The organism is Pseudooceanicola marinus (assembly GCF_002786295.1).
Classification (GTDB): domain Bacteria; phylum Pseudomonadota; class Alphaproteobacteria; order Rhodobacterales; family Rhodobacteraceae; genus Pseudooceanicola; species Pseudooceanicola marinus.
Genome location: NZ_PGTC01000011.1, coordinates 85,352 through 99,849 on the forward strand (window position 1 = coordinate 85,352; position 14,498 = coordinate 99,849).

General features: G+C 67.1%; 17 protein-coding genes. 11 read left to right on the forward strand and 6 right to left on the reverse strand.

Annotated features, from left to right (window positions below; all coding sequences use genetic code 11):
- Nucleotides 1-61 precede the first annotated feature (61 nt).
- From CVM50_RS07660 to nhaA, 5 genes are all read left to right on the forward strand, one after another.
- Complete coding sequence (locus CVM50_RS07660; protein ID WP_085888643.1) at nucleotides 62-802, forward strand: N-formylglutamate amidohydrolase; 741 nt, start codon at nucleotides 62-64, stop codon at nucleotides 800-802.
- Between the two features lie 25 nt (nucleotides 803-827).
- The gene (locus CVM50_RS07665) at nucleotides 828-1,106 is read left to right on the forward strand and encodes a hypothetical protein (RefSeq protein WP_085888644.1); all 279 of its coding nucleotides are present in this window, start codon (nucleotides 828-830) and stop codon (nucleotides 1,104-1,106) included.
- A gap of 124 nt (nucleotides 1,107-1,230) precedes the next feature.
- A complete protein-coding gene (locus tag CVM50_RS07670) occupies nucleotides 1,231-1,572 on the forward strand; it encodes a 5-carboxymethyl-2-hydroxymuconate Delta-isomerase (RefSeq protein WP_085888645.1) in 342 nt (113 codons plus the stop codon).
- A 15-nt stretch (nucleotides 1,573-1,587) separates the two neighbouring features.
- Nucleotides 1,588-1,911, forward strand: coding sequence for a DUF1244 domain-containing protein (locus CVM50_RS07675; protein WP_232618187.1), 324 nt, complete (start codon nucleotides 1,588-1,590; stop codon nucleotides 1,909-1,911).
- Between the two features lie 133 nt (nucleotides 1,912-2,044).
- Nucleotides 2,045-3,262, forward strand: a complete 1,218-nt coding sequence (gene nhaA, locus CVM50_RS07680; RefSeq protein WP_085888646.1) for a Na+/H+ antiporter NhaA — start codon at nucleotides 2,045-2,047, stop codon at nucleotides 3,260-3,262.
- Between the two features lie 105 nt (nucleotides 3,263-3,367).
- Here the strand turns inward: nhaA and CVM50_RS07685 are convergent, their stop codons facing one another.
- The 4 genes from CVM50_RS07685 to dgcN form a co-directional block, all read right to left on the reverse strand.
- Nucleotides 3,368-4,114 carry a hypothetical protein gene (locus tag CVM50_RS07685; RefSeq protein ID WP_085888647.1) on the reverse strand — a complete coding sequence of 249 codons (747 nt, stop codon included), beginning with the start codon at nucleotides 4,112-4,114 and terminating at the stop codon, nucleotides 3,368-3,370.
- Between the two features lie 148 nt (nucleotides 4,115-4,262).
- Nucleotides 4,263-5,126, reverse strand: coding sequence for a D-amino-acid transaminase (locus CVM50_RS07690; protein ID WP_085888648.1), 864 nt, complete (start codon nucleotides 5,124-5,126; stop codon nucleotides 4,263-4,265).
- A gap of 267 nt (nucleotides 5,127-5,393) precedes the next feature.
- Entirely contained in the window at nucleotides 5,394-6,359 is a 966-nt protein-coding gene (dgcA, locus tag CVM50_RS07695; protein ID WP_085888952.1) for an N-acetyl-D-Glu racemase DgcA, read from the reverse strand.
- 63 nt (nucleotides 6,360-6,422) lie between these two features.
- A complete protein-coding gene (gene dgcN, locus CVM50_RS07700; protein WP_085888649.1) occupies nucleotides 6,423-7,421 on the reverse strand; it encodes an N-acetyltransferase DgcN in 999 nt (332 codons plus the stop codon).
- A 241-nt stretch (nucleotides 7,422-7,662) separates the two neighbouring features.
- On the opposite strand from dgcN, the gene CVM50_RS07705 reads away from it, so the two are divergent.
- Nucleotides 7,663-8,625 (forward strand): L-malyl-CoA/beta-methylmalyl-CoA lyase, encoded by a 963-nt coding sequence (locus tag CVM50_RS07705; protein ID WP_085888650.1) that lies wholly within the window; start codon nucleotides 7,663-7,665, stop codon nucleotides 8,623-8,625.
- 278 nt (nucleotides 8,626-8,903) lie between these two features.
- Nucleotides 8,904-9,491 carry a hypothetical protein gene (locus tag CVM50_RS07710; RefSeq protein ID WP_085888651.1) on the forward strand — a complete coding sequence of 196 codons (588 nt, stop codon included), beginning with the start codon at nucleotides 8,904-8,906 and terminating at the stop codon, nucleotides 9,489-9,491.
- A 23-nt stretch (nucleotides 9,492-9,514) separates the two neighbouring features.
- Here the strand turns inward: CVM50_RS07710 and CVM50_RS07715 are convergent, their stop codons facing one another.
- Nucleotides 9,515-9,967 carry an Lrp/AsnC family transcriptional regulator gene (locus CVM50_RS07715; RefSeq protein WP_085888652.1) on the reverse strand — a complete coding sequence of 151 codons (453 nt, stop codon included), beginning with the start codon at nucleotides 9,965-9,967 and terminating at the stop codon, nucleotides 9,515-9,517.
- A gap of 95 nt (nucleotides 9,968-10,062) precedes the next feature.
- Here CVM50_RS07715 and CVM50_RS07720 point away from each other — a divergent pair, with 95 nt between their 5' ends.
- Both CVM50_RS07720 and CVM50_RS22155 read left to right on the forward strand, forming a co-directional pair.
- Nucleotides 10,063-10,677: a LysE family translocator gene (locus tag CVM50_RS07720; RefSeq protein ID WP_085888653.1), complete on the forward strand. Its 615-nt coding sequence runs from the start codon at nucleotides 10,063-10,065 to the stop codon at nucleotides 10,675-10,677.
- 7 nt (nucleotides 10,678-10,684) lie between these two features.
- Complete coding sequence (locus CVM50_RS22155) at nucleotides 10,685-10,816, forward strand: hypothetical protein (RefSeq protein ID WP_268808212.1); 132 nt, start codon at nucleotides 10,685-10,687, stop codon at nucleotides 10,814-10,816.
- A gap of 121 nt (nucleotides 10,817-10,937) precedes the next feature.
- Here CVM50_RS22155 and CVM50_RS21310 read toward each other — a convergent pair whose 3' ends face one another.
- A complete protein-coding gene (locus CVM50_RS21310) occupies nucleotides 10,938-11,081 on the reverse strand; it encodes a hypothetical protein (protein ID WP_157792154.1) in 144 nt (47 codons plus the stop codon).
- 112 nt (nucleotides 11,082-11,193) lie between these two features.
- Here CVM50_RS21310 and CVM50_RS07725 point away from each other — a divergent pair, with 112 nt between their 5' ends.
- Nucleotides 11,194-12,156: an acetyl-CoA carboxylase carboxyltransferase subunit alpha gene (locus CVM50_RS07725; RefSeq protein WP_085888654.1), complete on the forward strand. Its 963-nt coding sequence runs from the start codon at nucleotides 11,194-11,196 to the stop codon at nucleotides 12,154-12,156.
- A 326-nt stretch (nucleotides 12,157-12,482) separates the two neighbouring features.
- Nucleotides 12,483-14,303, forward strand: a complete 1,821-nt coding sequence (locus tag CVM50_RS07730; RefSeq protein WP_085888655.1) for a PHA/PHB synthase family protein — start codon at nucleotides 12,483-12,485, stop codon at nucleotides 14,301-14,303.
- Nucleotides 14,304-14,498 lie beyond the last annotated feature (195 nt).

Genomic DNA, 14,498 nt, shown 5'->3' on the forward strand with positions numbered 1-14,498 from the left:
TCCCGAATGCCAATGGCGCCTGGATATCGAAGTCTGAATGTCGAAGCGAGGTGACAGCGGGATGACATATGCGCCGTACCGGATCCTTGGTCCGGATCGCCCCTCCCGCTGGCTTGTTACCTGCGACCATGCTGCCAACACCGTACCGAATTTCGTCGCCAACGGCACCCTCGGCCTGCCGGAAAGCGAGATGGCCCGCCATATCGCCTATGATCCGGGCGCGGCCGGGGTGACCCGTTTCCTGGCCAAGGCGCTGGAGGCGCCGGCGGTCCTGTCCAACTTTTCGCGCCTCGTCATCGACCCCAACCGGGGCGAGGATGACCCGACACTGTTGATGAAGCTTTACGACGGCACGATCATCCCGGGCAACCGCCACGCCGGCCCGGCGGAGCTGCAGGCGCGGCTGGAGGGCTGTTATCGCCCCTATCATGACGCGGTGGCCGGGCTGGTGGCAGCGCGCGCCGACCGGGTCTACCTGTCGATCCACTCCTTCACCCCGCAGTTGAAGGGGCGCCCGCCCCGGCCCTGGCAGGTCGGCGTCCTCTACGCCGCGGATGAACGCCTCTCGGACCCTCTGCTGGACCGGCTGCGGGCGGAACCGGACCTCTGCGTGGGCGCCAATGAACCCTACGGCGGGCACCTGCCCGGTGACGCGGTGGATCGCCACGCCATCGCCAACGGCCTGCCCAACGTGCTGATCGAGCTGCGCAACGACCTGATCGCGACCGAAGCGGATCAAAGCGCCTGGGCCCGGCGCCTCGCGCCGATCCTGCAAGAGGTTCTGGCGGAGACGGGCCTGTGACGCGCCGCTTGTCGGGGCGCGCGGCATGAGCGGCGCGCGGCTGATCATCGACTTTCACGGCCTTGCCGTGCCACACTCCCTACTGGTGCAGGCGCTGTCGGCGCTGGCACCCTGGATGGAGGAGATCGACGACTTCGGCTTCCTGCCGGAGGCCCGCCCCCTGCCCGCCGACGGCCGCCCCCTGGTAGAGCTCCGGCTGGAGGGCCTGGCCGGGCCGGAAGAGCGGGCCATCGCCGAAGTGATGACCGGTCTGCTGATCCAGTCCCTGCCGGCGGGCACCCGCATCTCTGCCCCCGACATCTGACCCCGCGCTTGACGCGAGGATCTGCCCCGCCCGCGCTGGACAGCCCCGCGATCCGCGCCACCGTCACGGAAGACGGCCCGCACGCAGCAAGACCACGGGCCGCAATAAGAAAGGACCCTGCCCCATGCCCCATATCGTTGTGGAATACGCCGGCCTAGACCTGCCCGAGGGGCTGATCGAGGCATTGACCGAGGCGATGGCCGCCCATCCCGAAGTGCCCGAAACGGCGGTGAAGCTGCGCGCCTACCGCGCCGACAGCTTCCGCCTGCTGTCTGGCGAGACGGCCTTCGTCAACGTCACCCTGCGCCTGATGGACACCCGCCCCGAGGTCCAGCACATGGAGCTGGCCGACGCGGCCCTCGCCGTACTGGAGACCCATCTGCCCGGCAGCTGCGCCCTCGGCGTGGAAACCGCCAGCATCCCCCGCTCTTCCTTCCGCAAGCGGGGCGGCCTATCTGAAGCCTGACACAGGAGGACCCCCATGAGCACCGAGATCGACGACCAGACCCGGATCGAGCTGGAGGCCGCGGCCTTCCGCACCCTGCGCGATCACCTGATGAGCAAACGCACCGACGTGCAGAACATCGACATGATGAACCTCGCCGGCTTCTGCCGGAACTGCCTCAGCCGCTGGTACCAGGAAGCAGCAGCTGAGCGGGGCATCGAGATGTCCAAGGAGGAAGCGCGCGAAACCTTCTACGGCATGCCCTATGACCAGTGGAAATCAGAGCACCAGACCGAGGCCAGCGACGTCCAGCAGGAGGCCTTCGAGACGGCCTTTCGCGAGAACGTGACCGAAAAGTAAATGTGACGCCGATATTTTGCCGTCCCGCCTCTTGAGCCGGGACGGCGAGGCCCCATCTGGGATATCAATGCCTTGAGGTCCGCCCCCGAGGCCAAAAGCATGTTTGACACCCGGATTTACAGAGGAGACAGGGATGGGGCTACGGCGTGAATTGGACAGGTTCTTTTCGAGCGACGCATCGGGAGGGATCTTCCTGATCCTGGCAACCGTACTCGCGCTGATTATCGCGAACTCCAGCCTGGGCCCGGCCTATGACGAATGGCTGCATACCTATCTGAAGATCTCCTTTGGTGAGGGCGAGTTGAAAAACTCGTTGCTGCACTGGATCAACGACGGCCTGATGGCGATCTTCTTCTTCCTTGTCGGGCTGGAGTTGAAGTACGAACTTCTCGAAGGCAAGCTGAAGAACCCGGCCGATGTGCTGATGCCCGGTGTGGCCGCCATTGCCGGCATGGCCTGCCCGGCGATCGTCTATGTCTCGCTTAACCTCGGGAATCCGGAAACTCTGGGGGGCTGGGCCATCCCGGCAGCGACCGATATCGCCTTCGCCCTGGGCGTCCTGGCCCTGGCCGGCCCGAAGGTGCCCACCTCGCTGAAGATCTTCCTGCTGACCCTGGCGATCCTGGACGACATGGGCGCCATCGTTGTCATCGCGCTTTTCTACACGGCCGATCTGCAGGTGGATTACCTCTTCCTGGCCCTGATCCCGCTCGCCGCGATGTTCGTGCTGCTGAAACGCAAGACCCACCGGGTCGCGCCGATCCTGCTGCTAGGTGTGCTGCTGTGGTACTTCGTGCTGATGTCCGGTGTTCACGCGACCCTGGCGGGCGTGCTAACCGCCTTCTTCATCCCGCTGAAGGACCGCTACGGCAAGTCGCCGCTGCATTCAATCGAGCACGGCTTGTCGCCCTACGTGCTGTTCTTCATCGTGCCGCTCTTTGCCTTCGGCAACGCGGGCGTGAACCTGACCGGACTGACCTTCGCGGATCTGCTGGATCCGCTGGCCCTGGGGATCGCGGGCGGCCTGGTCGTGGGCAAGCAGGTCGGCGTCTTCGGCGTCGTCTGGCTCATGGTGAAATCCGGCATCGCGCGCATGCCCAAGGGCGCCAACTGGGCGCATATCTACGGCATCGCCTGCCTGGCCGGCATCGGCTTCACCATGTCGCTCTTCATCGGCACGCTGAGCTTCGATGACGCCTCGCTGATGAACTCGGTCCGCCTGGGCGTGCTGACCGGCTCCGCGATCTCCGCCGTGGTCGGCTTCACCGTGCTGAAGCTGGCCTCGAAGGACCGTGACCCCGAGGCCGATGCGGAAGAAGAGGAAGAACTGGTGGCCCCCGCAGTCCACTGACCGCGCGGCGACTGACAGCCCCGACACAGAAAAGGCCCGGAGCGGATCGCTCCGGGCCTTTTGCATTCCAGGGGACCGCATCTGGGGCAGATCATGCGAGGCGCATCACTTCGCGGGCGGCAGATCCTCTTCGCCCTTGGCATTCGCGCCACCCTTGACGGGCTTCTGCGGCAGGTCCGACACGGTGACCTCGGGCAGCGGCGCGGGGCCGGCGGGGCGTTCCAGCACGTGATCCTCGTCCGGGCGCAGCAGGGTTTCGGCGGGGATGCGGTAGGTCACGCGCCCCAGCACCTTGTTCGCGCCGAAGGAGATATGGCGCAGCTCCCCGTCCACGATCTCCAACCGGCGCACGGGATACTCGGCCGCGCCCCCCTGTCCGTCGCCGAGGCGCAGCACGGCCTTGTCGGGGCCGCCGTCCGCGTCGACCAGGGCGAAATAGGCCGGGTCGGCGTCCTCCGCCATGTCGCTGAGCACGGCAAAGACCGCGTCGCTGTCGGTCCGGCGGCGTTCGTGCAGCGTGCAGACCCCTTCGAAGGCGGTGATGCCGATCACCCCCGCCGCGACCGAGACCGGGGCGGAGAAGGCCGCGGCCACGACGCCGGTCACGCCCTTCAGGCGATCCTTGTCGCGTTCGGGGTTCAGCAGGTTGGCCCCCGACACCACGTCGGACAGGTCGAACCCGACGCCGCCCTTGATCGCATCGCCCAGGGCGCTGTCGGCCACATCGTCGACCACCTTCTCGGGGCGGAAATCGCACAGGTCGGCACGCGCCGGCAGGGCCGTGGCCAGCAGGGCCAGCGCGGTGCAGGTCGTGATCAGGGAGAGGGAGAGGCGCATGGGCGGGACTCGCATGAGGGCAGCCCCTCATATGGCGCGGAACGCCTGTCTTTCAAAGCCCCGCGCACGCAGGGGGGAGGCGCATGGCAAAAAGGCGCGGATCAGCGGGATCCGCGCCTTCGGGTCTTTGGACAGGCGGCCGGGGCCGCCGGACACCGTCAGGTCAGACGGCCGCCTTCTTCATCTCGTCGAGGTAGATCTCGCGCAGGCGCAACGACACGCTGCCCGGGGTGCCGTCCCCCAGGGTCACGCCGTCGATCTCGACCACGGGCATGACGAAGGCGGAGGCGGAGGTGGTGAAGGCCTCATCGGCCTGGGTCGCTTCCTCGGGGGTGAAGTTGCGTTCCTCGACCTCGTATTGCGCCTCGGCGGCGAAACGCAGCACGGCAGCGCGGGTGATGCCGTGCAGGATGTCGTTGGACAGCTCGCGAGTGATGATCTTGTTGCCCTTCACGATGTAGGCGTTGTTGGAGGAGCCTTCGGTGATGAAGCCGTCCTCGACCAGCCAGGCGTCGTCGCAGCCGGCCTTCTTCGCCATCATCTTGGCCATAGACGGGTAGAGCAGCTGCACCGTCTTGATGTCGCGGCGGTGCCAGCGGATGTCCGGCACGGTGATGATCTTGGTGCCCTTCAGCGCCTTGGGATCCTTGTCGAGGCCCGGCTTGTTCTGGGTGAACAGCACCAGCGTCGGTTTCACCACCTCCGGATCGGGGAAGACGAAATCGCGATCCCCGGCAGAGCCGCGCGACACCTGCAGGTAGACCAGGCCATCGGTGATCTCGTTGCGGGCCACCAGTTCGCGGTGGATCTGCAGCAGCTCGTCCATGGTGCAGGGCTCGGCCATGTCCAACTCGGACAGCGAGCGCGCCAGGCGCTTGGCGTGGCCGTCGAAGTCGATGAGCTTGCCGCCCAGGACCGAGGTCACCTCGTAGACGCCGTCGCCCATCAGGAAGGCGCGGTCGAAGATGGAAACCGTGGCTTCTTCCTCGGGGAGGTATTCACCATTCACGTAGACGATGCGGCTCATGGGCCATTCTCCTGTCTGTCGTGGGGGACACGCCTGTGCGGCCCCGCAGATACGTCAGGCGCTTCCTAGACCCGCAACGGGGCGGAAGGCCAGAATTTTGCGTCCCCGGGACGCGGGGCGGTTGGCTGGCAGGTCGCCGGAAGGGAAATCAGCGACCTGCCGGTGATGCCGGGCAGATTGGCGGAATGCGCCCGGCATGTTTCGTAGATCGGTCCGCAAACGCGGGGGACCGGGGCCTTTGCCGCGCCTTGCGGCGCGGACCGGGCGTCACCCCCAAAGCGCCGCACTGGGCGGGTGCACGCCGGCCTCGTCGTATTGCAGGGCCGCGGCGCGGTCCTCGGCCAGCAGCAGCGGACCGTCGAGGTCGGTGACCATCGCGCCCTGCGCCACCAGGACCGCCGGCGCCATGGCCAGCGAGCTGCCGACCATGCAGCCCACCATCACCTCGTAGCCCTCGGCCAGCGCGGCCTCGCGCAGCAACAGGGCCTCGGTCAGGCCGCCGGTCTTGTCCAGCTTGATGTTCACCACGTCGTACTTGCCCTTCAGCTTGGGCAACGAGGCGCGGTCGTGACAGCTTTCATCGGCGCAGACGGGCACGGGGCGGTCCATGCCGATCAGCGCATCATCCAGCCCTGCCGGCAGCGGCTGTTCCACCAGCGCCACGCCGAGGCGCACCAGGTGCGGTGCCAGGTCGGCGTAAACCTCGGCCGACCAGCCCTCGTTGGCGTCGACGATGATCTTGGCGTCCGGCGCGCCACGGCGCACGGCTTCCAGCCGGGGCATGTCGTCCGGCGTGCCCAGCTTGATCTTCAGCAGCGGGCGATGCGCGTTCTTGGCGGCCTGGGCCTCCATCGCCGACGGTTCGTCCAGCGACAGGGTATAGGCGGTGATCTCCGGCCCCGGCGCGGGCAGGCCCGCCAGTTCCCAGACCCGCTTGCCGGCCTTCTTGGCCTCCAGATCCCACAGGGCACAGTCCAGCGCGTTGCGCGCCGCGCCCGCCTCCAGCAGGTCCTGCAGGCCCTTGCGGGTGATGTCGGGCGGCAGCGCCGCCAGCTGCGCCTCGACCGAGGCAAGTGTCTCGTCGTAGCGGGCGTAGGGCACGCATTCGCCCTGCCCGGTGTAGGCGCCGTCGGAGACGGTCACGGTCAGCACCTCCGCCTCGGTGCGGGCGCCGCGGCTGATGCGGAACACCTGGGCCAGCGGGAAGGTCTCTCGGGTCACGTCGATTTTCACGTCGGTCCCTTTCATCGTCGGAAAAGAACGCCCGCCGGGGATCCCCGGCGGGCCTTGATCGGTTCAGGCGATCAGCGCGTCGACCAGGTTTTCCGCGCCGTAGCGGTAGGGGTCGGTGGCGGGCAGGCCCAGCTCTTCCTCGACCTTGGCCAGGTAGGCGCGGGCGTCTTCCTCGCTCATGTGCTGGGTGTTCACCGAAACGCCGATGACCTTCACGTCCGGGTTCACCCAGGAGGCCAGTTTCATCGCCACGTCGCGCAGGTCCGACAGCTCGGGCAGCTTGTAGTCGGGCAGGCCGCGCATGTGGTCGCGGGTGGGTTCGTGGCACAGCACCAGCGCGTCGGGCTGGCCGCCATGGATCAGCGCCATGGTCACGCCGGAGTAGGAGGCGTGGAACAGGCTGCCCTGGCCCTCGATCATGTCCCAGTGGTCATCATCGTTGTCAGGCGTCAGGTATTCGATCGAGCCGGCCATGAAGTCGGCGATGACGGCGTCCAGCGGCACACCGTCGCCGGTGATCAGGATGCCGGTCTGGCCGGTGGCGCGGAAGCTGGATTTCAAACCGCGGTTCTTCATCTCGCGGTCCATGCACAGCGCGGTGTACATCTTGCCGACGGAACAGTCGGTGCCCACGGCCAGGCAACGCTTGCCCTTGCGCTTCACGCCCGAGGCGATCGGGTACTGGACGGAAGGGATACGCACGTCATGCAGTGTACGCCCCGTCGCTTCGGCCACGGCCTTCAGGTCGGGTTCGTTGCGCAGCAGGTTGTGCAGGCCCGACGCGATGTCGAAACCTTCTTCCAGCGCCTCGATCAGGACCTTCTTCCAGGCCTGGGAAATCACGCCGCCGCGGTTGGCCACACCGATCACCAGGGTCTTGGCGCCGGCGGCCTTGGCTTCGGCCAGGGTCATGTCGGTGAGCTTCATGTCCGCCTTGCAGCCGTCCATGCGGTACTGGCCCACGCAGTTCTCCGGGCGCCAGTCCTTGATGCCTTGCGCCACTTTCGCGGCCAAGGCGTCGGGGGCGTCACCGAGGAAGAGAAGATACGGGGTCTCGATCATGTCATGGTCTCCTGAAGAGGGTTTCCTTCACCATGGGGCCAATCCATATCAAGGTGTTTGCGAATTACGCGCGCGGGACGGGAAAAGCGCGCGCACCTCCCGGTTTCCGAACGCAAATTCGAAGATTCTTGCGTGACCCCGCGAAATCATGCTGCACTGCAAAATCCGGGTTGTAAACACAAAGGTAATTTCCTAACCATCAAGAAGCCTCGAACGTAATTTCCTTACCCGGAGACCGATCATGTCCTTTCGCGTCCAGCCTCAGCCCCCGGCCCGCCCGAACCGTTGCCAGCTGTTCGGCCCCGGCTCGAACACCAAGCTCTTTGCCAAGATGGCCGCCTCGGCTGCCGACGTGATCAACCTGGATCTCGAAGACGCGGTGGCCCCCGACGACAAGGAACAGGCGCGCCGCAACGTGACCCAGGCGATCGGGGATGTCGACTGGGGCAAGAAGACCCTGTCGGTGCGAATCAATGGCCTCGACACGCCATATTGGTATCGCGACGTGGTGGACCTGCTGGAAAACTGCGGCGACCGGCTGGACCAGATCATGATCCCCAAGGTCGGCTGCGCCGGTGACATCTATGCCGTCGACGCACTGGTCAGCGCCATCGAGACGGCGAAGGGCCGCACCAAACGCATCGGTTTCGAGGTCATCATCGAAAGCGCCGCGGGCCTCGCCCATGTCGAGGAAATCGCTGCCGCCTCACCCCGAATGCAGGCGATGAGCCTGGGCGCCGCCGACTTCGCCGCCTCCATGGGGATGCAGACCACCGGCATCGGCGGGACCCAGGAAGACTATTACATGCTGCGCGAAGGCCAGAAATATTGGTCAGATCCATGGCATTGGGCGCAGACGGCCATCGTCGCGGCCTGCCGCACCCATGGCCTGCTGCCGGTCGACGGACCCTTCGGCGACTTCTCCGATGACGACGGCTATCGCGCCCAGGCGCTGCGGTCCGCGACCCTCGGGATGGTGGGCAAATGGGCCATCCACCCCAAGCAGATCGCCCTGGCCAACGAGGTCTTCACCCCGTCGGAGGCGAAGGTGGGCGAGGCCCGCGAAATCCTCGCCGCAATGGAGGAGGCCAAGCGGACCGGCGCCGGCGCAACGGTTTACAAGGGAAGACTAGTTGACATCGCATCTATTAAACAGGCAGAAGTGATCGTGAAACAAGCCGAGCTGATCGCCGCCGGGGACTGACCTGCGGCTCGCCCGGCGAAGCGCCCGCGTGAGGAGGACTCGCGGGCGCTTTCATGTTTGAAGGGGTAGTTTGCGGGTTTGGCCTGCGACAGCCCGCCGCACCCCTTCTTTTCTTGCACTCTCAACGGTCTTGGCGCCGCGCGTAGGCCCGATTGCGACCGGCGGAACCGCGCCGCCGAACCTCACCGGGACCCCCGGGCGGCGCCCCTGCCCTTGGCTTTCCGCGAATCCGCTATAAGTTCCGCCGCAACGACGTCGAAAGCCGAAAGAGAGACGAGATGCGCGCCTTCCGCACCGCCCGCCTTCTGAAAGACCACCTGCCGGCCGCCCCCGTTCTGGCCGTGCCCGCCCTGGCCCTGGCCGCCGCGGCCGCCGCCCTGCTGGCCTCCCCCGCGCCCGTGGCCGCCCAGCCGGTGATCGAGACCGACACCGCGAAGATCTTTGAACAGCACTGGATGCAGAGCAAGGAGGCCGACAAGAACGGCCTGCTGATGTATCTGGACGAAGAGCGCGCGCTGACCGGCGACTACCTGTCGATCCGCTGCGAGGAGGGAGTACGATCGGTCCGGCTGGGGTTCGGCACGCCGCTGCCGCAGGTGGCCGAGGGCGAGGCCGAGGCCGATTTCGCCATCGACGGCCAGGCCACGACCTATCGTCTGGGCTATACCGGCAAAACGCCGGACCCGGCGATTTCCAAGGGCGACATCCACGGCTACCGGATGCTGTTCGACTCCGCCGCGGCGCGCGACAGCTTCCTGGCCTCGCTGCAGCGCGGTTCGGAACTGCGGGTCGAGGGGCAGGCCCTGCCGATCTCGCTGGCGGGCTCTGGCCAGGCGATCCGCGAACAGGCCGGCTACTGCCGCTAAGGCGCGCCTTTCAGCGCCCCCACTCAGGCCCTGTCATCCTTGGGAGAGCCCATGACCACATAGGTGGTCAGGGCCGAGACATGGGGCAGCGTGCCCAGCACCTCGGTGTGGAACCGCTTGTAGGCGGCCAGGCTTTCCGCCTCGATCCGCAGCAGGAACTCGCGTGAGCCGGTGATGTTGTGACATTCGCGGCATTCGGGCGCCTGACGCATGGCGGCCTCGAAGGCCTCCTGCGCGGCCTTCGTGTGTTCCGACAGCCCCACCGTGGCATAGGCGACGAACCCCGCCCCTACGGCCTCCGGGTCGATCACCGCGCGGTAGCCGCGGATCACGCCGGAGCGTTCCAGCTCCTGCACCCGGCGCAGGCAGGCCGAGGGCGACAGGCCCACGCGATCGGCCAGGTCGAGATTCGACATGCGGCCGTCCCGGGACAGCTCTCGCAATATCTTTCGGTTTATCTCATCCATCTTCGCCATTGATTGCAATCATGACGATACGGCGCGCCATTTTGCAACCCCACGGCGCCAGATCCAGCATAAGATTGCAATCCTGACAGCCGATGAGCAATGCCATGCCCCCTTTCCTGCCCGCCGTGCCGCTTGAGGTGCTGACCGCCCTCTTCCTCTTCTGTTTCGTCTCCTCGGTGACGCCGGGGCCGAACAACCTGATGGTCATGGCCTCGGGTGCGAACTTCGGCTACCGGCGGACGGTGCCGCACATGCTGGGCATCGGGGTCGGGTTCTCGGTCATGGTCGCCCTGGTCGGCCTGGGGCTGATGCAGGTCTTCGACCTTTACCCTGTCGTGCGCCAGGGGCTGATGGTGGCCTGCGCGGCCTACCTCCTCTACCTCGCCTGGAAGATCGCCCATGCCGCCCCGCCCGAGGGCGGTGATGCCACGGGGCGGCCGATGACCTTCCTTCAGGCGGCGGCCTTCCAGTGGGTGAACCCCAAGGCCTGGGTCATGGGGATGAGCGCGGTCACCCTCTACGCGCCCGACCGCAACCTAGGCGCAGTGCTGCTGATCGCGACGATGTTCGGGCTGGTCTGCATTCCCGCCAACTCCGTCTGGATCCTGCTGGGGCAGGAGGTGCGGCGGCTGCTGCATCGTCCCGGGCTTCTCCGGGCCTTCAACTGGACCATGGCGGCGCTGCTGGTGGCCTCGCTGATCCCAGTGGTCTACCACTAAGGGCATGATGCCCCGTCACGCCCTGCCGCTGAACACCGCCGAGCTTCACGTGGCCACCTTCGATGCCCTGCGCGACGAGATCGCGCCGGAGCTGGCGCTGCGCCACGTCGTGCGCCCGCCCGCCACATCGACCGCCTGAAGCCCCTCGGGCAAGGGCATGTCGGCGGGCAGTTCAATGCCTGCGAAGCTCTACAGTGCAGCCTCGGGCTTCAAGGTGACGTCGTCGTAATAGAGCGCCCCCATCACGCCAACCCGGGCCATCAGGCCCCGCGCTGCAGGATGGAGGTGAGGCGCGCATAGGCCCCCGATATGTCGAAATAGCTGCCGCGATGCGGCAGGCCGGCCAGGTGGCAGTCGGGGACCTGCCGGATCTCGACGGGGTAGAGGGTGGTTTCGGGGGCCACCCGTCTCTCCCTTCCGGCTTTACCCTGCCTGAGACGCATCCGGCAAATCTTGCCTTATTGCACTTCGCCGCCCGGACCTTCATATAACGGACGACCGAAACGGGAGCGCCAGATGACGAATTACCTCGACTTCGAACGTCCCCTTGCCGAGATCGAAGGCAAGGCCGAAGAGCTGCGCGCCATGGCGCGGCAAAGCGAAGAGATGGACATCGAGTCCGAGGCCGCCGCCCTGGACAAGAAGGCCAGCGACATGCTGGTCGATCTCTATTCCAAGCTGACGCCCTGGCGGAAATGCCAGGTGGCGCGCCATCCCGACCGGCCGCATTGCAAGGATTACATCGCCGAGCTGTTCACCGAGTTCACGCCGCTGGCCGGCGACCGGAACTTTGCCGAGGATCTGGCGATCATGGGCGGCCTGGCGCGCCTTGGTGACCGTCCCGTTATGGTGATCGGCCACGAGAAGGGCCACGACACCAAGTCCCGGATCGAGCGCAACTTCGGCATGGCCCGCCCCGAGGGCTATCGCAAGGCGATCCGCCTGATGGAGCTGGCCGACAAGTTCAACCTGCCCGTCATCAGCCTGGTCGACACCGCCGGCGCCTACCCCGGCAAGGGGGCCGAGGAACGCGGCCAATCCGAGGCCATCGCGCGCTCGACCGAGAAATGCCTGCAGATCGGCGTGCCGATGATCTCCATCGTGATCGGCGAAGGCGGATCGGGCGGCGCCGTGGCCATCGCGGCGGCCAACAAGGTCGCCATGCTGGAGCATTCGATCTACTCGGTGATCTCGCCTGAAGGCTGCGCCTCGATCCTGTGGAAGAACGCCGAGAAGATGCGCGAGGCCGCCGAGGCCATGCGCCTGACCGCGCAGGACCTGCATTACCTGGGCGTGATCGAACGGGTGATTTCCGAACCCACGGGCGGCGCGCATCGCGACCGCACGGCCACCATGTCCTCCGTCGGTCGCGCCCTGGAGGCGATGCTGGCCGAGATGGACGGCATGGACCGCAAGGCGCTGATTGACGCGCGGCGGAAGAAGTTCCTCGACATGGGGGCGCGCGGCCTGGCGGCCTGATCGCGCGCAGGCCCTGACGGCGGCAGGGGGCGCTGCCCCCGTCGCGGCCAGCCGCGACTCCCCCGGAGTATTTTCAGCCAACGTATGGGGCATGGGCGTGGCACGCGGGCGGCGCGCCGGCCGCCCTTGTCTGCCTCTGGGTGGCGTGACGCAGGCCAGCGAAAAGGCGCCCGGGCCGCACCCCCTGTGGCGGGACGCCGCGTTTCGCAAAACTGTCGCGGGACAGGGCTTGCCCAAACGCCTCGGGGCCGGTTCTCTGCGAGTGAGTCCGGTTGCATCGCCGCCCCCTGCGGCCCGCCGGACACGGGCGGATCCGGGAGGACGGCATGGCAGATCCCAAGGTCATCAAGCTGACGCAGGCGGATACATCGGAGCCAAGCTCCGCGGCGGCGCAGGACGGCACCCCGGGCGCAGCGCCCGCACCGGGCAAGGCCCCCGGTGCCGGCCCGCATCCCTATGCCGATCTGGACCGCATGGCCCGGGCGGGCCTTGCCGGGATGACCGGCGGCCTCTCGCCCTTTTCCACCCTGCAGGCCTGGGGCGACTGGGCGATGAACCTGGCCGCCGCCCCGGGCCGCCAGATCGAACTGGCCGAAACCGCCACCCGCAACGCCCTGAGCCTGAGCGAATACGCCCTGCGGCGTGGCGCCGGGGACGAGGACGCGCCCGCCCCCTTCACGCCCAAGCCCTACGACCACCGGTTCACCTACGACGGCTGGTCACGCCTGCCCTTTGCCATGATGGAGCAGGGTTTCCTGGCCTGCCAGGACTGGTGGGACCATGCCACCGACCACCTGCATGGCGTCAGCGCCGCCGACAGCGACCGCGTCGGGTTCATGATGCGGCAGGTGCTGGACATGGCCTCGCCCTCGAACTTTCCGGCCACCAACCCCGAGATCCTCGACGAGACCGTAGCGCGGCGCGGGGCCAACCTGGCCGAAGGGGCAGAGTTCTTCGCCCGCGACATGATGCGCGCGCTGACCGGTGCCGAGGGCGAAGCGAGCACGTTGGAGGTGGGCCGCGATCTGGCCTGCACCCCCGGCGAGGTGGTGCACCGCAACGAGCTGTTCGAGCTGATCCAGTACAGCCCCACCACCGACAAGGTGCAGGCCGAACCGGTGCTGATCGTGCCCGCCTGGATCATGAAATACTACATCCTCGATCTGACGCCGGAACACTCGCTGATCCGCTACCTGGTCGGCCAGGGCTTCACCGTCTTCGCCATTTCCTGGGCCAATCCCCGCGCCGATCAGGCCGAGCTGTCGCTGGAGGATTACCGCAAGGAGGGCGTGATGGAAGCGCTGGACGCGGTGACCCGCATCGTGCCGGGCCAGAAGGTCCATGCCACCGGCTATTGCCTGGGCGGCACCATCCTGTCGATTGCGGCGGCCACCATGGCGCGCAATGGCGATGACCGGCTGGCCTCGATGACACTCTTCGCCGCGCAGGTGGATTTCTCCGAGGCGGGCGAGCTGCTTCTCTTCGTCGATGAAAGCCAGGTCGCCTTCCTGGAGGACATGATGTGGGCGCGCGGCTACCTCGACAGCAGCCAGATGGCCGGCACCTTCCGCGCCATGCGGGCCGAGGACTTGATCCATGCCCGCGCGGTGCAGCGCTACTTCCTGGGGCGTGAGGACATGACCTCGGACATGACGACCTGGAATGCCGATGCAACGCGGATGCCGGCCCGGATGCATTCGGAGTACCTGCGCGGCCTGTTCCTGGAGAACCGCCTGAGCGCGGGGCGGTTCGCGGTTGAGGGGGAGGTGATCGCCCTGCGCGACATCGCCGTGCCGATCTTCCTGGTGGGCACCGAGAAGGACCATATCGCGCCCTGGAAATCGGTCTACAAGATGCGGCTGTTCAACAGCTCCGACCTGACCTTCGCCCTGGCCAGCGGCGGCCATAACGGCGGCATTGTCAGCCCCCCGGGCCGGCCCCGGGCCCATTTCCGCATCGGCCACCGCCCCGCCGGCGCGCAATACGAGGCGCCCGATGCCTGGTTCGCTGCCCATGCGCCGCAGGACGGGTCCTGGTGGCCCGCCTGGACCGACTGGCTGACGGATCACTCCTCCGGCGCGGTCGCCTCGCCGAAGATGGCCGCCTCTCTGGCCGCGGCGCCGGGACGCTACGTCCTGCAACACTGATCGGCGGCCCCGTCGCCCGGGAGCTGGGGTGCGGCGCGCGCCTTCGGTCGGCCCCCAGCCCTCAAGCGCGGCAAAGAACACTTCTCTGGCACTGAACCGGGAACCCCGGGTCGACGCATCATGCCTAGCAGTTCATCGGATACCATGCCTCCAAGGCGGCGCTGAACGTGCTGACGGTGCAGTCGAGCGAGGAGC

What these genes read in the sequence shown, in the direction of transcription:
- CVM50_RS07690 (WP_085888648.1), bottom strand. Translation starts at nt 5,126, where the DNA reads ATGAGCCGCATCGTCTACGTGAATGGTGAATACCTCCCCGAGGAAGAA.
- CVM50_RS07710 (WP_085888651.1), top strand. Translation starts at nt 8,904, where the DNA reads ATGCGCGCCTTCCGCACCGCCCGCCTTCTGAAAGACCACCTGCCGGCC.
- CVM50_RS07730 (WP_085888655.1), top strand. Translation starts at nt 12,483, where the DNA reads ATGGCAGATCCCAAGGTCATCAAGCTGACGCAGGCGGATACATCGGAG.
- CVM50_RS07670 (WP_085888645.1), top strand. Translation starts at nt 1,231, where the DNA reads ATGCCCCATATCGTTGTGGAATACGCCGGCCTAGACCTGCCCGAGGGG.
- CVM50_RS07720 (WP_085888653.1), top strand. Translation starts at nt 10,063, where the DNA reads ATGCCCCCTTTCCTGCCCGCCGTGCCGCTTGAGGTGCTGACCGCCCTC.
- CVM50_RS07660 (WP_085888643.1), top strand. Translation starts at nt 62, where the DNA reads ATGACATATGCGCCGTACCGGATCCTTGGTCCGGATCGCCCCTCCCGC.
- CVM50_RS22155 (WP_268808212.1), top strand. Translation starts at nt 10,685, where the DNA reads ATGCCCCGTCACGCCCTGCCGCTGAACACCGCCGAGCTTCACGTGGCC.
- CVM50_RS07705 (WP_085888650.1), top strand. Translation starts at nt 7,663, where the DNA reads ATGTCCTTTCGCGTCCAGCCTCAGCCCCCGGCCCGCCCGAACCGTTGC.
- CVM50_RS07685 (WP_085888647.1), bottom strand. Translation starts at nt 4,114, where the DNA reads ATGCGAGTCCCGCCCATGCGCCTCTCCCTCTCCCTGATCACGACCTGC.
- CVM50_RS07675 (WP_232618187.1), top strand. Translation starts at nt 1,588, where the DNA reads ATGAGCACCGAGATCGACGACCAGACCCGGATCGAGCTGGAGGCCGCG.
- nhaA (WP_085888646.1), top strand. Translation starts at nt 2,045, where the DNA reads ATGGGGCTACGGCGTGAATTGGACAGGTTCTTTTCGAGCGACGCATCG.
- CVM50_RS07665 (WP_085888644.1), top strand. Translation starts at nt 828, where the DNA reads ATGAGCGGCGCGCGGCTGATCATCGACTTTCACGGCCTTGCCGTGCCA.
- CVM50_RS07725 (WP_085888654.1), top strand. Translation starts at nt 11,194, where the DNA reads ATGACGAATTACCTCGACTTCGAACGTCCCCTTGCCGAGATCGAAGGC.
- CVM50_RS07715 (WP_085888652.1), bottom strand. Translation starts at nt 9,967, where the DNA reads ATGGCGAAGATGGATGAGATAAACCGAAAGATATTGCGAGAGCTGTCC.
- dgcN (WP_085888649.1), bottom strand. Translation starts at nt 7,421, where the DNA reads ATGATCGAGACCCCGTATCTTCTCTTCCTCGGTGACGCCCCCGACGCC.